Here is a 14413-nt window from a genome sequence, read left to right on the forward strand (position 1 = left end):
ACTCTCGGCAAGCTGACAAACGCAACGACCGGCGCGCAACCGCCGGTCGTTTTTTATTGGAACTCGAAAATCTGCCGGAACACGCCGGGCGCGATGATCGACAGAGGGTTGATCACCAGCTTGGGCGTTTCCGATGAGCCGGTCAGCTTAAAGGTGATGCCGAGCAGACCGCGGTCCCGGCCATTTCCGAGCAGGATCCCGATCACCGGCAGTTCGGCAAACAACCGGTTCAAGCCGTAGGCCGGCATGAAGGTGCCGGTCATATCCATGTTTCCGGCGCTGTCGCGCACGGTTCCCTGGAAGGTTGCGCCGACCTGCTCGCCGCGCACCACGCCGTTTTCGGTTCGCAGCGCGCCGTCCGCATAGATCACCCTGGCGAAGGCGCGCTGGAATTTTTCCGAACGCACGTCGATGTCGCGCTTGACCGCACTGTTGAGGCTCTGGCCGTCGGCGCTGGCCGGTGTCGAGACAATCGATTGCAGCCGCTCCTCGTTCTCGACGCCGAAATTGCGGACATCGAGCGAACCATTCCATTTCTGGCCGATATTGCCCCTCAGCTTGAGATCCAGCAGACCGCCGCGCATGCGGCTGTAGATATCGGTCAAGCGCAGCAATGCTCCGGCGTCGCTGGTGATAACAGACATTTCGTTGCCGCGGTCGCCCTTCTTGAGTTGCGAGACTACGGCCTCGCCGCTCTTGGTAATGGCCTTCAAATCGAGGGCTGTCGTCTTTCCGGCGCGTGTCGCATAGAGCATCGACACATTTCGCAGGGTTTCGTCGTTGAAGCCGATCAGCGTGTCGAGTGCCAGTTCAACCCTTGCGCCGGTGTCGGTATCCCCCTCGTCCGCCCCTGGAGTCTTTGCGGAGGCCTTCAGCATGCCCAGCACGGGTCGGGCATCGGCCACGCGTCCCGACACGCTGATGCGATAGGTGCCTTTGACCAGGCGTACCGACACCGCATAATCGTCCGAAGGCGACAGGCGCATGTGGCTGAGATCGGCCGACACGAGACCGGACTTGCCGAGTTGCATCTTGCCCTCGGCGCCGAACCCGTCGCCATCGAACTTGAACTTGTCGATGGTGGTCACCCCGTCCTTTTCGACAAATTCCAGGTCCGTGCTGGCCGCAACGCCGCTGCCTTTGCTCCAGCCGATCCACGGCAGGGTGACCGTCGCCCGGGTCACGTCGGCCTTCACCGACTGGCGCGTTTCGTCGACGCGAGCAATTTCAAGATCGATCGGGCCATCGATCAGATCGTCCAGCCCCGGCGCCAACCGTTTGCGGGCGGCGTTGTCCAGTTCCAAGCGGATGACGCGGGTCCTTTCGACGGTCGAGCTTTTTTCGACCGGTTCGGTCAGGGACACTTCCATCGGAATGTCGTCGATCTTGCCCTTGGCCTCGAGCCGTGCCGACTGTCGATCGATGTCCAGAGTTCCGTCCAGGCTGCTGATCCGGCGACCGGCATAGTCCGGCTTCAGATCGACACCCGACAGGGTCATGTGGGCCTTCCAGTCGGGCGGCGGCGGATTCTGCGTATTGATCAGCCCGATCCGCGCCTCGACATCGGCGGAGACCTTGCCGCTGAAATCATCGACTTTGAAGCCGGTGCGCTCCAGCGCCCCGATCGGCCGGAAGGTCACCAGTTCGGCTACGGCATCGGCTGCACCGGAAACGGCGATGTCCAGATCCGCCATCAGCGGCTTGCTGTACGTGTTTGCGATAATGAACTCGCCGCCGTCGACGCTCACGGTGCGGCCGGAGGGGAAATAGGATGTACCGCTGGCGATCTTGACCTCGACACGCTGGCCTTTCAGGTCGAAATGGGCCGCCGTGTCGCGGATCGGCGGAATGTCCCCGGCGATATTCATGCGCGCATTGACGATGTCGAAGCTGATCTTCAGCTCGTTTTCGTTCAATTCCAGAGGACGCGGGACCACCGGGAGCCGGCCGGCGGGAAGGAAGACGTCGATAGACCCTTGCGTGATCGTACCACCATAGAGATTGGACAGGACCCAGGCGCGCGGCTTGATCGCCATCCAGTACGGCCAGAGCTGCTTGACCACGGATGTGTGCATGTCGGCAATCGACCCGTTGAAACGGATTTCCGGTGACTTCTCGCTAAAACGCACATTGAGACCGCCTGTCATCCGGCCGGACGGCGTCATGACCGTCAGATCGCCAATCTGCAACTCCCTGGTGCCGTGGAGGTAGCGGCCATAGGCCTTCATCGAGAACGGAACGGGCTTTTCGCCCGCCGCAGCCACCGAGGCCACGCCGTCGCTCACCAGAAAATCGATGCCGATTCCCTTGCCCTGTCCGGCGCCGTCGGGCAACCGGTCCAGATCGATCAGCCCCCCGGTGAACGGCATCCGCATTGGTCCGAACTCGGCCAGCGACGACCCAACTTCGATCGTCTGCTTGGTGAAGTCATAAGCCATGTTGACATCGGCCCGCGTCAGTTCCTGCTGATCGCCGTCGACATAGATCCGGGCTTTCTGGGCCTTGACGGTTGCAGACAGAGATGCGGTGCCGCCCTCAGCGCCACGGCCGGCGGACAAGGCGATGTTCACAGTGCCGTCCAGGCCCTGACGCGGCTTGTCCTGGACAAATTTCAGAAGAAAGGGCGTCAAATGCACATCGGACAGCGTCGCCGTGAGGGATGTCGTGCGGCCGCCACCACTCAGTGCCTCGGCTGCCACCGTGCTGACGCGGCCGTTGACGGAAAACTGACCGTTGAACAGCAGCGCGCCGGCATCGCTGCGCTGCATCGCCAGATCGTCGACCGACACAGCCAGCGGCTGAGCGCCGGCACCCTGCATGGCGATTTCGACGCCGCCGATGCGCAGACTGTCCAATCCGCCGCGGGCGATAAAATTGCGTGCCCCGTCGATCTGCACAAAGGCGGCCTCAAGCGCCGCAGGAATCTGGTCGATGCGCAGGGATGCCAGATCGATCGGACCGCCCTTGGGTAGAAGCGCCGCATCGAGCGTCATGCCTTCGGCTTCGATTTCACTGACTGAAACGCGCCCGCGCAGCAGCGACAAAGGATCGAGCACGAGACGCACGGCCTTGGTGCGCGACAGGACTTCGCCCGAGTTCTCGTCGATGACGGAGACGTTCTGCGCCTCAAGCGCCAGGTGCAGGGATTTTGAAAAGCGGATCGCTGTCGAGCCGATATCGGTTCGGTATTTGGGGCCGATGGCGGCCTGCAGGACCGTTCGCGCGCCGTTGGACAGGGTCCTGTCCAGCGAGCCGGTCTCGACGGCCAGAACGACCATGCCCGAAAGGAAAATAATCACAAAGGCCAGCCAAAGGACGAATCGACCTGCCCTGCCGGCGAGGCGAACGCGCGCCGGGCAATGAACGATCAATGGGTCTTCGGTCTGCGCGGACGGCAGATGATGCAGGGGAACGATATCCCGCTTCCGAAAACTGATCTTTTCGCCCCGTATGTCTCCCATGCGCCGGCGAATGTCTCCCAATATCCAATTGTTCCGGCAATGACGATTGCTGGACGACCTAAGCAGTCTATATACCCATGCGCACGATATAGATCCATAAAGCTGGCGAAAGAAAGGTATACCATGGCAGATCTGACGACCGGCAGTCCGGCCCCCGATTTCACACTGCCCCGAAACGGCGGCGACAGCCTGACCCTGTCGTCTTTGCGCGGCAAGCCTGTTGTTCTCTATTTCTATCCCAAGGACGACACCAGCGGCTGCACCACGGAAGCGATCGCCTTCTCGTCGCTGTCGGCCGACTTTGAAGCGGCCGGCGCCACCGTCATCGGCATCTCGCCCGATTCGGTCAAAAGCCACGACAAATTCATCGCCAAGCACGGCCTGTCGTTGGCGCTGGCAGCCGATGAGGACAAGTCGGTGCTTGAGGCCTATGGCGTCTGGAAGGAAAAGAGCATGTATGGCCGAACCTATATGGGCGTCGAGCGCAGCACGTTCCTGATCGATCCGGAGGGCAAGATTGCCGCGATCTGGCCCAAGGTGAAGGTCGCGGGCCATGCCGAGGCCGTGCTGAAAACCGTCACCGAACTGCCCGCCCGTTGATGACCGGGTCTCTGCCGCCCATCGCCTCGCTGCGCGCCGGTGCGACAGCCGCGATTGCGGCCAGCGACCTGGCGCAGAAGACAGGTCTGGCGCAGGAGACTGCCAGGCGCTGGCATCAGCGCCGGCTGTCGCTGCGCTCGCCGCTCGATCCCGCCCTGCCGGAGCGTCCCGGCCGGCCTGAAAAGCCGGAGCTCGTGCGGCCCGGCCACACTGAAAAGCGGTCGCTGCACACGGTGCCGGGACGCATCGCCATGCTGCATGCGCTGGCCCATATCGAGCTCAATGCCGTGGATCTCGCGCTTGATATCGTGGCGCGATTCGCCTCAGAACCGGTGCCGCATTCGTTCTTCGACGGCTGGATGCAGGTGGCCTTCGAGGAGGCCAAGCATTTCAACCTGGTCTGCGACCGGCTGCGGGCGCTGGGGGCAGATTACGGCGACCTGCCCGCCCATGACGGCCTGTGGCAGGCCGCCCACTCGACCCGCAACGACCTGACGGCGCGGCTGGCCGTCGTGCCGCTGATCCTTGAGGCGCGCGGCCTCGACGTCACCCCGTCTCTGCAGGACAAGATGCGCGAGACCGGCGACCTGGACAGTGCCGAGGTGCTCAGGATCATCTATGAGGACGAGAAAGGCCATGTGGCGGTCGGCGCCAAATGGTTCCGCTTTCTCTGCGCCCGCGAGCGCAAGGACCCGGCAAAAACCTTCCAGGCGCTGGTGCGCGCCAATTTCCGCGGCGCGCTGAAGGCCCCGTTCAACGACATCGCCCGGGCTGAGGCAGGCCTCACCCCTTCCTTCTATCGCGCTCTCGCCTCTATCAGCCACGCCTAAAAAAATAGGCAATCCGGCTGGAAGACCGGCCCGAACGCTCGCCGGATCAAGGAATTATTAACCATAAGCGTGTGTAATCCTTTCAGCTCCCGGCTTTCCCGGCGGGAGGCGCCAGCTTCTGGCCGGCACCGGACGGGCAAGGCTTTCGCGACGCCGGAGAGGACTGGCGTTTGCGATCGGAATGGCGAGAGGAAGAGACCCTGTGACGAGCAAAACAGAGAATCGCACTTTCGGAAAACGTCGCCAGCAGCACATCATCATCCTGGCCAGCGGCGACAGGATCCGCCACATGACGGTCCGCCCCTGGATGGCAGCCCTCGCCTTTTCCTTCGTCGGCGTGATGGCCATCGGCTATCTCGCCGCGACATCCTATCTGGTGCTGCGCGACAACCTGATCGGCGCAACCATGGCCCGCCAGGCACGCATGCAGCATGACTACGAAGACCGCATCGCGGCGCTGCGGGCCCAGGTCGACCGCGTCACGTCGCGGCAGCTCCTCGACCAGCAGGTGGTCGAGGAGAAGGTCGAGAAGCTGCTCGAACAGCAGGTGGCGCTGTCGTCGCGGCACGGCAAGCTCGACACGCTGCTCGACCGTGCGGAAGAGTCCGGCATCGTGGCCAAGGAGGCGCCGGTCGTCACGCCGCCCAAGCCGCTGCAGAAAGCGAGCCTTTCGGGAGACGGCCATCGGGCGATCGACAGCCTGCTCGGAACTGAATCCTCCACGGAAGCGACCCCGGACAATGTGACGCTCGCCTATGTGCCGCTGCGCGACACCGTGGCCGACCGGGCCGACCGGGTGTTCTCCAAGGTCACCTTGTCCTTGAAGACCATAGAGCAGGAGCAGTTGGACCGGATCCAGAGACTGACCGTGGGCGCCACCGAAACGGCCTCGGCCATCGAGACCATCCTCGACCGCAACGGCATCAAGCTGGAACCCACCGACCTCAAGCCGGAGGCTGATGCGCTCGGCGGCCCTTATCTGGAACCCCAAGCGCCACAGCGTTTCGAGACATCGCTGGACGACCTTGATACGGCGCTCAGTCGCCTCGATACGGTACGCGACACCGCCCGCAAGCTGCCGTTTGCCAATCCAGCGCCCGGAAAGGAAATCACCAGCCGCTTCGGCAATCGCGTCGATCCCTTCCTCGGCAGGCTTGCCATGCATGCCGGCATCGATTTTCGGGCCAGCACCGGCGGCGAGATCCAGAGCGCCGGTGCCGGCGTGGTGACCGCGGCAGGTTCTGCCGGCGGCTATGGCAACATGGTTGAGATCGACCACGGTCACGGCATATCGACGCGCTACGGACACATGTCCCGCGTCCTGGTCAATGTCGGCGACACGGTCGCCGTCGGCGACACCATTGGCCTGGCCGGCAGTACGGGGCGCTCCACCGGTCCACATTTGCATTACGAGGTCCGCCGCAATGGCGCTGCGGTCGATCCGATGCGGTTTCTCAATGCCGGACTGAAATTGAACGGCCTGCTGAATTGACCTCCCATCTCAATTGACGGCGGCGCCCCACCGCGGCTATCCTTCGGCAGCGCAACATAGCGGAGGGCTTGGCATGGATGGACAGACACTCCTGGGCTTCGCCGCGGCCTTCTTCGTCTTTGCCGCCAGTCCCGGTCCCGACAACATGACCATCGTCGCCCGCACCGTGTCGCATGGCGCCCTGTCGGGCGTCGCCTATGGCCTGGGCACCGTTGGCGGCATTCTCGTCTATCTCGGACTTGCCTTTGTCGGCCTGTCGCTGATGGCCAGCGAAATGGGCATGTTGATGACGGTGCTGCGCTATGCGGGGGCGGCCTATCTTCTGTGGATGGGCATCCGGCTGTGGATGGCCGAGCCCGTCGTGCCGGCCCTCCAGCCGATGCGCGAACGCCAGGGCCTGCTGCCGGTCTTCCTGACCGGCATTGCGCTCAATCTCGGCAACCCGAAAATGCCGCTATTCTACCTGGCCCTGCTGCCGAATTTCGTATCGGATACAATCGGGCTTGAGACCTTCCTGGCGCTGGTGGCCGTGATCCTTCTTGTCGAGACGGTGGTGATCGGCGGCCATGTGTGGCTTGCAACCCGGGCGCGCCGCCTGCTGCGCACGCCGGCCATCGTCCGGCGCGCCAATCGGATCACCGGAAGCTTCCTGACAGCAGCCGGATTGGCAATCGTCGCCACGCGTCGCTGAGCATTTGCCAATATTGAGTGTATATTAAGCTTTCGCCGCGGCCTTGCGACCGTATTCCTTGACTTTTCGGCGGTTTGGCACTATCCCGCGCTGGCGTAATCGTCCGCGTTTCAGGGCGCTTCATCATTGTTCGCAAGAACTGAACGGAAAACATTTCCCTTTGACAACATTTGCTGACCTTGGCCTAAGCCAAAAAGTACTATCAGCCGTCACCGATGCCGGCTACACGATCCCGACCCCGATCCAGGCGGGTGCCATCCCGCCGGCGCTGCAGCGCCGAGACATCTGCGGCATCGCCCAGACCGGAACGGGCAAGACTGCCTCCTTCGTCCTTCCGATGCTGACACTCCTCGAAAATGGCCGAGCGCGGGCCCGCATGCCGCGCACGCTGATCCTGGAGCCGACGCGCGAACTGGCCGCACAGGTTGCCGAAAACTTTGAAAAATACGGCAAGAATCATAAGCTTAACGTTGCCCTGCTGATCGGCGGCGTGTCGTTCGAAGACCAGAACCGCAAGCTGGAACGCGGCGCCGACGTGCTGATCTGCACGCCCGGTCGCCTGCTCGACCATTGCGAGCGCGGCAAGCTGCTGATGACTGGCGTCGAGATCCTGGTGATCGACGAAGCCGACCGCATGCTCGACATGGGTTTCATTCCGGATATCGAACGCATCGCCAAGATGATCCCGTTCACCCGCCAGACCCTGTTCTTCTCGGCGACCATGCCGCCGGAGATCCAGAAGCTGGCCGATCGCTTCCTGCAGAACCCGGAGCGAATCGAAGTCTCGCTGCCATCTTCGACGGCCACCACCGTGACGCAGCGCCTGATTGCCGCCCATAACAAGGACTACGAAAAGCGCTCGACGCTGCGTGAGGTGATCAAGGCGCAGGACGACCTGAAGAACGCCATCATCTTCTGCAATCGCAAGAAGGATGTGGCCGACCTGTTCCGTTCGCTCGAGCGGCACGGCTTTTCGGTCGGCGCGCTGCATGGCGACATGGACCAGCGCTCGCGCACCACGATGCTGCAGAGCTTCCGCGACGGCCAGATCCAGCTTCTGGTGGCCTCCGACGTCGCCGCCCGCGGTCTCGACCTTCCCGATGTCGGTCACGTCTTCAACTTCGATGTGCCGATCCATGCCGAGGACTATGTGCATCGTATCGGCCGCACCGGTCGCGCCGGCCGTTCGGGCCGTGCGTTTACGATCGTCACCAAGTCCGATGCCAAGCATCTCGACGCCATCGAAAAGCTGATCAACCAGAAGATCGAATGGCTGAACGGCGATCTCTCCGCCTTGCCGCCTGCTGCCGAAAGCCATGACGAAGGCCGCAGCCGCCCCGGTTCCAAGGATCGTGGACGTGACCGCGACAGGGGTCGCGATCGCGATCGTGATCGGCGACCAGCAGCCAGTCATAAAACGGACACCCAAATCGAACAGATTAAGCCTGCTCCCGTTGAAGAGCCGGCACCAGCAAAGGCGGAAAGCGTGAAACCAGAACGTAAGGCAGACAAGCGGCCGCAGCAGAACAACCGTGATGTCAGGCCGAACCCGGCCAATGACGATCACCGCGAGCGCCGCCGCAGCCATTACCGCGATCACGATGACGGCCCGACACCGGTCGGCTTCGGCGACGACATCCCCGCCTTCATGCTGATCGTTGCCAGCGCCAAGGCGTAATGGCATCTCCCGGCATTGACTTTCCCGGCGTTGGCGTCGGCCTTGCGATTTTGCGCGACGGCCGACTGCTGCTTTATCGCCGCATGAAGGCGCCCGAAGCCGGATTCTGGAACATTGTCGGCGGCAAGGTGGATCACCTGGAACCCGCCGATCAGGCGGCGCGCCGCGAGGCGCAGGAAGAAACCGGCCTTGCCATCGGCAGGCTGGAATTCCTCGGCCATACCGAGCAGATCATCGCCGCCGACCGGCAGCACTGGGTTTCACTCCTGTACAAGACCGACGATATCCAGGGCGAGCCGCAGCTGACCGAACCGGACAAGCTGTCGGATTTCGGCTGGTTCGATCTCGACGCCCTGCCCGAGCCGCTGTCGGCCTTTACCGCGGCCGTTCTGCCTTATCTGCGATAAGTCCCTTTTCTCATAGGCCAAGGCATACCTGCGGTTTCCAGATGCCGCTCCTACGGCCCACACCGTATGGGGTCAGGCGGTCTTTTCTTCCCCCGCCTTGCGAACAAGCTGCTGCAGCGCATCGGGCAGAAATCTCTCGTAAAAGCCGGCAATGTAGCACCATACGGCGAGTTTGAACCAATCCTGCCCGCGAAACTTCAGGGCGGACCATGAATTGAATCCGAAACTCTCGATATCGCCCGAAAAATTCGGGAACATGGCGCCTTGCAGAAGGCCACCCGCAAAAAGCGCCGTGACAATGATACCGGTCGCCCAGGCGAAGAAAAGAACGACGCCCAAGCCACGCAAATCATCGTAGAGGTTTTCCTTAAGGGTAGCACCGCCGCGAAAAATCAGGCTCGTCGTCGTGCCGACAAGGCTGAATGTTATGGCGACTGAAAAAATCGCCAGCCATTGCCAGAGAGGATATTTGTAGCGGGAAGACAGTTCCTGCTCTTCCTCCTCGCCGGTTTCCTCGGACGGTTCGGTCAGCGAATCCGCATCCTGATCATCTGACAGAAGCGCCCTTTTGTAATCTGCAGTCACCCCTGCAGCGAGTGCCGCATTTTCCAGATAGAGCGTTTCTTCTCCGCTGTTTTTCGATTGAATTGCGCATCCGCTCTTGTCGCAGATTAAAGCCAGGCAAACGGTGTTTGACGGAAATGTCTTCTCGAAACCCTGAAATTTAACGATGACCCGACAGGAGGCATACTCTTCCTCCTCGAATGCTTCCTCGTCCTGCATTCCAGCCCAGCTTTCATCCTCCAGGCCGTTATATTTGAGATAGGCGAAAATGCCGGCCGGCAAGGCCGTCACAATCAATGCTATGAGTATAAAAAGGACGAAACGAAATCGATACATCGCACTTCCCCCAAAGATTGTTGTAAATTCAAGTTACAATCTACTTTGAATTCGGGCAAGTGCAGAGAAAGTACGGTATTCGTCGTTTCAATTTTTCGTTTACTGGTTCTACTTCGCCCGCAGCGCCGCCTCGAAGGCCAGTCTGACCCATTTCGCCATCATATCCGGATCATCCAGAGCTTCATTGGGGATCGACCAATAGGGCATGGCGACGGGTTTGCCTGTCTTGCCGGGATAGGTCCATTGCTCGGAGCCTGCCTCGGCGAAGAGTGGCGCGCTTTCCGCATCAGCTTTCAGCAGGATATCGCCGCGGAAATCCAGCGCCAGGATCAGGCCCTGGTGATAGATGCCCTTGCCGCCGAACATGCGTTTGATGGTGACCGGGCCAAGCGCCTCGAACATCTCCTCGATTGCTGCATTGTCCATCGCGTCAGCCTTTCAGGATACCGCCGGCGGCGATCACCGCTTCGGGCGTGTCGACATCGATATGGGCGCCAGACCCGATCTCGACATCGATGACGTCAAGGCCGGAGGTCTCGACGATATGGCGGGCGCCGATATCGCCTTCGAGCTTCAGAACGGCCGCAAAGGTGGTGCGCGGCAAGATGACCGGATTGCCGCGCTTGCCGTCGGCCACGGCGCGCACGATCGCCCGTCCGCCGGCGCGGCGGAAGGTGGCCATCAGCAGGCGCAGATCCGGCGTGGAGACACCCGGCATGTCGGCCAGCATGACCAGCACGCCATCGGCCTCGACGGCCGAGGAATCGCTGAGGCCCGCACGCAGCGAGCTTGCCATGCCGGAGGCATAGTCGGGATTGGGCCGGATGGTCAGGTCCAGGCCGTCGAGCGCGGCAGCGATCTCCTCGCCGCGATAACCGGTGACCACCACCAGGCCGTTCGGCGATGCCGCGGCCGCGGTCTCAGTGACGCGGCGCACCAGCGGCACGCCGTCGAATTCGGCGAGCAGTTTATGGCCGCTATCGCTCCCCATGCGGCTGGCGCGGCCGGCGGCCAGGATGACCACGGCAATGGCCGGCGGTTGCTCGCCTTTCTGGACGAGATCGCGCGGCAGCGGCCGGCTGGCAATTTCCATCAGCAATCCTCCAACCCCAAGCCCCGACAATGCGAAGGCATCGGGAACTTCGCCCGACAACAGCCGGCCCAGCACCCAGTCAAAGCCGTTTTCCTTCGGCGACCGGGCACAGCCGGGCGCGCCGACCACCGGAATATCGTCGACGAAGCCGAGCACCAGCAGATTGCCGGGGTCGACCGGCAGGCCGACCTGCTCGACCCGGCCGCCGGCCAGCCGGATCGCCTGCGGGATCACGTCATAGGGGTCACAGACCGCCGAGGCGCCGAAGATGACGATCATCGGCGGCGAAGGACTTTTCTCGGTCAGGCTGGAGCGCAGTGCCGCGGCCACGGCTTCGGCGGTATGGGCGACGCGGATCTCCCGGACCAGGCGGCTATGGCTTGGCACCAGGCGCTGCTCCAGCAGGCGCGCCGTCTTGTCCATCACCGTGGATTTCAGGGACGGCAGTTCGGTGGCGATCAGCGTCACGGCATGGGGCTGATAAGCGCGGACCGCAAAGGGCGAGGCTTCCCGCAGGATGTCCCGGGCGGCTTCGACGCCGGCACCGGAGACGGCCAGCGGGATGATCTTGATGGTCGCCACCATGTCGCCGGCCATGACGGGCGCATGATCGGCGAGACAGGCAAGCGTGATGGCCGGATCGACGCGGTTGAAGCGATCGACCACCTGTTTGTCGGCGGTGAACAGGCCGTTGACCGTGGCATAGACATTGACGCGGCCGGTATTGGCCGGCGTCAGCCGCATGTGATCGCGCCCGAGCGCATCCGCCAACCTTTGCGCCGCGTCGTCTTCCAGCAGGTCGCCCGGCTCCAGCCGTCCGGCGACGACACTGCCGATGCCGGCAGCCCGCAGGCGCACCACGTCGCCGGCCTCGAGCCTGCGGCCCTTGGAGAGTTTGCCGCCGGGCAGGCGTACCGCATGGGCGAGCACCGCGCCCTCGACCTGATCCAAAGGGAGATTGCCGAAGATCATGCTAGCGCCGTTCCCGTGTCTTTGAGGTCGCGCCGGCGAAAGGCCTGGATGATATCGGCCAGGATGGCGACGGCGATCTCGGCCGGGCTGGAGGCACCGATATCGAGGCCGATCGGGGCGGAAATGCGGGCGATGTCGCGATCTTCGAAACCGTCGGCCTTCAGGCGCTCGACCCGCTTGGCATGGGTTTTCCGGCTGCCGAGTGCGCCGACATAGAAACAGCCGGCCCGCAGAGCCTCGGCGATCGGATAATCATCGATCTTCGGATCATGGGTCACGGCGACCAGGGCCGTATAGGCATCGAGCGGCCGCGCCTTCAAGGCATCCTCCGGCCAGTCGGCCGAGAGATCGGCGCCCTCAAAACGCTCGGGCGTCGCAAAGGCGGTGCGCGGATCGATGATCGACAGGTCGTAGCCGGCAAGGGCGGCCATCGGATACAGCGCCTGGCTGATATGCACCGCGCCGATCACCACGATGCGCGGCGGCGGCAGATGGACGTTGAGGAAGATCGATTGTCCCTCCGCCTCGAACAGGCCCGATTTGCCGGAGCGCAGCCGTGCGGCGATCTCGGCTCCCAGAACGCCGCTTACAGGCTCGCCTTCCAGCACCAGCCGATTGCTGCCGTTGCCAAGATCGGTGACCAGCACGGCCGCCTTGCGCCCAGCCCTTGCGGCGTTCAGCCCTGTCAGAACCAGCGGATCCATCAGCCGAGCCTTTCGACATAGACGCGGATGCGCCCGCCACAGGACAGGCCGACCCGCCAGGCGGTCTCGTCGGCCACGCCGAACTCGATGATCTTGGGCTCACCGCTCGCCAGCACGTCGAGCGCCTCGGTGATGACAGCCCCCTCGACGCAGCCGCCGGAGACCGAGCCATGGAAATTGCCGTCGCCATCGATCACCAGATGGCTGCCGACCGGGCGCGGCGCCGAGCCCCAGGTCTCGATGACCGTGGCGATCGCCACGTCGCGGCCGTTCGACCGCCAGTCCTCGGCAATCATCAAGGTATCCAGGTTTTCGGCGGAGATGGTCATGATACGGCTCGCATTCTGTCCATGTAACGGCGGGGATCGGCATCGGGAGCGGCCTTGGCGCCCAGGGCTGCGGCCAGATCGCTCAAGGAATTCAGGTTGTGCACGGCGCGAAACTCGTCGACATGCGGCAGCATGGCCCGCACACCGCGGGCGCGGGCCTCGAAGCCGTCGAAGCGCAGCAGCGGATTGAGCCAGATCAGCTTGCGGCACGAGCGGTGCAGCCGGTCCATCTCGTGCGACAGCTGATCGACATTCTCACGCTCCAGCCCGTCGGTGATGAGCAGTACCACGGCACCCTGCCCCAGCACGCGCCGCGCCCACAGCCGGTTGAACTCCAGCAGGGTCTCGCCGATCCGCGTGCCGCCCGACCAGTCGGTCACGGCGCCGGCACATTGGTCGAGCGCCTCGTCGGGATCGCGATTGCGCATCTGCCGCGTCACATTGGTGAGCCGAGTGCCGAACAGGAATGTCTGAACGCGGCGGCGCTTCTCGGTGATGACATGCAGAAAATGCAGGAAGACGCGGGTATACTGGCTCATGGAACCGGAAATATCGGCCAGCACGACCAGCGGCGGGTGGATTTCCCTTCGGGCGCGGTATTTCGGCAGGATCAGGCTGCCGCCGGTGCGCAGCGACGCGCGCATCATCGCCCGCGCATCGACCGAGCGCGGCAGATGAGACGGCCGGAAGCGGCGCACCTTGACCGTGTCGAACGGCAGCACCAGCTTTTCCATCTCGCGGCGGGCGAGCGCTATTTCGACGGATGACATCTGGGCGAAATCCATGCGGCGGAACAGTTCGGTGCCGGATGTGGTAAAGCGTGCATCGATCTCGATCTCCGGATCGTCGCGTTCCTGCGTCTGGCGCTGGCGCTCGGCAAACAGCGCGTCGCTGACCCGCGAGGCGCTGGCCTTGGCTTTTTCCTTGTCGCGCGTGTCGGGGGCGGTCGGCGACATCATGGCGATCATCTTGGCGACCAGATCGCGCGACCGCCAGAACAGCCGGAAGGCCTCGTCGAACACGACCTGATCCTCATGGCGCTTGACGAAGACGCAGGACAAAGCGGCGTGGAATTCGGTGCGCGAGCCCATGCCGATGGCGGCGACCGCCGCAATGGCATCGGCGACAGTGCCCGGCCCCGGCTTCAGGCCCGCCTTGCGCAGCACGCGGGCGAAAAACACGATATTGTCGGCAAAGCGGCCGTCGCCAAGCGTCGGCGGCGCGACCACGATGCCATCTGCTGCAACGCCCGCCAT

13 protein-coding genes are annotated in these 14413 nt (G+C 63.2%); 6 read left to right on the forward strand and 7 right to left on the reverse strand.

What is annotated here, in order from left to right:
* Positions 1-53: 53 nt before the first annotated feature.
* Positions 54-3461, reverse strand: a complete 3408-nt coding sequence (locus HFC70_RS09040) for a DUF3971 domain-containing protein (protein ID WP_168472917.1) — start codon at positions 3459-3461, stop codon at positions 54-56.
* A 123-nt stretch (positions 3462-3584) separates the two neighbouring features.
* Here HFC70_RS09040 and HFC70_RS09045 point away from each other — a divergent pair, with 123 nt between their 5' ends.
* The 6 genes from HFC70_RS09045 to HFC70_RS09070 all read left to right on the forward strand — a co-directional run bounded on the left by HFC70_RS09045 (position 3585) and on the right by HFC70_RS09070 (position 9159).
* Positions 3585-4061, forward strand: a complete 477-nt coding sequence (locus HFC70_RS09045) for a peroxiredoxin (RefSeq protein WP_168472918.1) — start codon at positions 3585-3587, stop codon at positions 4059-4061.
* On the forward strand, positions 4061-4891 hold the full coding sequence (locus HFC70_RS09050; protein WP_168472919.1) for a ferritin-like domain-containing protein: 831 nt from the start codon (positions 4061-4063) through the stop codon (positions 4889-4891). The genes HFC70_RS09045 and HFC70_RS09050 overlap by 1 nt, the downstream gene beginning before the upstream one ends.
* 202 nt (positions 4892-5093) lie before the next feature.
* A complete protein-coding gene (locus HFC70_RS09055; protein ID WP_168472920.1) occupies positions 5094-6383 on the forward strand; it encodes a peptidoglycan DD-metalloendopeptidase family protein in 1290 nt (429 codons plus the stop codon).
* A 73-nt stretch (positions 6384-6456) separates the two neighbouring features.
* Complete coding sequence (locus tag HFC70_RS09060; protein ID WP_168472921.1) at positions 6457-7074, forward strand: LysE family translocator; 618 nt, start codon at positions 6457-6459, stop codon at positions 7072-7074.
* Positions 7075-7234: 160 nt separating this feature from the next.
* Positions 7235-8752 (forward strand): DEAD/DEAH box helicase, encoded by a 1518-nt coding sequence (locus HFC70_RS09065; protein ID WP_168472922.1) that lies wholly within the window; start codon positions 7235-7237, stop codon positions 8750-8752.
* Positions 8752-9159: an NUDIX domain-containing protein gene (locus HFC70_RS09070; protein ID WP_168472923.1), complete on the forward strand. Its 408-nt coding sequence runs from the start codon at positions 8752-8754 to the stop codon at positions 9157-9159. Before HFC70_RS09065 ends, HFC70_RS09070 begins: the two co-directional genes overlap by 1 nt.
* A gap of 72 nt (positions 9160-9231) precedes the next feature.
* Here the strand turns inward: HFC70_RS09070 and HFC70_RS09075 are convergent, their stop codons facing one another.
* The 6 genes from HFC70_RS09075 to HFC70_RS09100 all read right to left on the reverse strand — a co-directional run bounded on the left by HFC70_RS09075 (position 9232) and on the right by HFC70_RS09100 (position 14413).
* On the reverse strand, positions 9232-10059 hold the full coding sequence (locus tag HFC70_RS09075) for a hypothetical protein (RefSeq protein ID WP_168472924.1): 828 nt from the start codon (positions 10057-10059) through the stop codon (positions 9232-9234).
* Between the two features lie 108 nt (positions 10060-10167).
* A complete protein-coding gene (locus HFC70_RS09080) occupies positions 10168-10485 on the reverse strand; it encodes a TfoX/Sxy family protein (RefSeq protein WP_168472925.1) in 318 nt (105 codons plus the stop codon).
* A gap of 4 nt (positions 10486-10489) precedes the next feature.
* Positions 10490-12124 (reverse strand): NTP transferase domain-containing protein, encoded by a 1635-nt coding sequence (locus tag HFC70_RS09085; RefSeq protein ID WP_168472926.1) that lies wholly within the window; start codon positions 12122-12124, stop codon positions 10490-10492.
* Positions 12121-12828, reverse strand: coding sequence for an XdhC family protein (locus HFC70_RS09090; protein WP_168472927.1), 708 nt, complete (start codon positions 12826-12828; stop codon positions 12121-12123). The genes HFC70_RS09085 and HFC70_RS09090 overlap by 4 nt, the downstream gene beginning before the upstream one ends.
* Positions 12828-13157, reverse strand: a complete 330-nt coding sequence (locus tag HFC70_RS09095; RefSeq protein ID WP_168472928.1) for an XdhC family protein — start codon at positions 13155-13157, stop codon at positions 12828-12830. Before HFC70_RS09095 ends, HFC70_RS09090 begins: the two co-directional genes overlap by 1 nt.
* Positions 13154-14413 carry a VWA domain-containing protein gene (locus HFC70_RS09100; RefSeq protein WP_168472929.1) on the reverse strand — a complete coding sequence of 420 codons (1260 nt, stop codon included), beginning with the start codon at positions 14411-14413 and terminating at the stop codon, positions 13154-13156. The genes HFC70_RS09095 and HFC70_RS09100 overlap by 4 nt, the downstream gene beginning before the upstream one ends.

Source organism: Agrobacterium sp. a22-2 (assembly GCF_012276985.1).
Lineage (GTDB): Bacteria > Pseudomonadota > Alphaproteobacteria > Rhizobiales > Rhizobiaceae > Allorhizobium.

Excerpts from the sequence above, each read along its gene's own strand:
- HFC70_RS09040 (WP_168472917.1), bottom strand. The coding sequence starts at position 3,461 with ATGGGAGACATACGGGGCGAAAAGATCAGTTTTCGGAAGCGGGATATC.
- HFC70_RS09045 (WP_168472918.1), top strand. The coding sequence starts at position 3,585 with ATGGCAGATCTGACGACCGGCAGTCCGGCCCCCGATTTCACACTGCCC.
- HFC70_RS09050 (WP_168472919.1), top strand. The coding sequence starts at position 4,061 with ATGACCGGGTCTCTGCCGCCCATCGCCTCGCTGCGCGCCGGTGCGACA.
- HFC70_RS09060 (WP_168472921.1), top strand. The coding sequence starts at position 6,457 with ATGGATGGACAGACACTCCTGGGCTTCGCCGCGGCCTTCTTCGTCTTT.
- HFC70_RS09070 (WP_168472923.1), top strand. The coding sequence starts at position 8,752 with ATGGCATCTCCCGGCATTGACTTTCCCGGCGTTGGCGTCGGCCTTGCG.
- HFC70_RS09075 (WP_168472924.1), bottom strand. The coding sequence starts at position 10,059 with ATGTATCGATTTCGTTTCGTCCTTTTTATACTCATAGCATTGATTGTG.
- HFC70_RS09080 (WP_168472925.1), bottom strand. The coding sequence starts at position 10,485 with ATGGACAATGCAGCAATCGAGGAGATGTTCGAGGCGCTTGGCCCGGTC.
- HFC70_RS09085 (WP_168472926.1), bottom strand. The coding sequence starts at position 12,124 with ATGATCTTCGGCAATCTCCCTTTGGATCAGGTCGAGGGCGCGGTGCTC.
- HFC70_RS09090 (WP_168472927.1), bottom strand. The coding sequence starts at position 12,828 with ATGGATCCGCTGGTTCTGACAGGGCTGAACGCCGCAAGGGCTGGGCGC.
- HFC70_RS09095 (WP_168472928.1), bottom strand. The coding sequence starts at position 13,157 with ATGACCATCTCCGCCGAAAACCTGGATACCTTGATGATTGCCGAGGAC.
- HFC70_RS09100 (WP_168472929.1), bottom strand. The coding sequence starts at position 14,413 with ATGGCGGGCGTTGCAGCAGATGGCATCGTGGTCGCGCCGCCGACGCTT.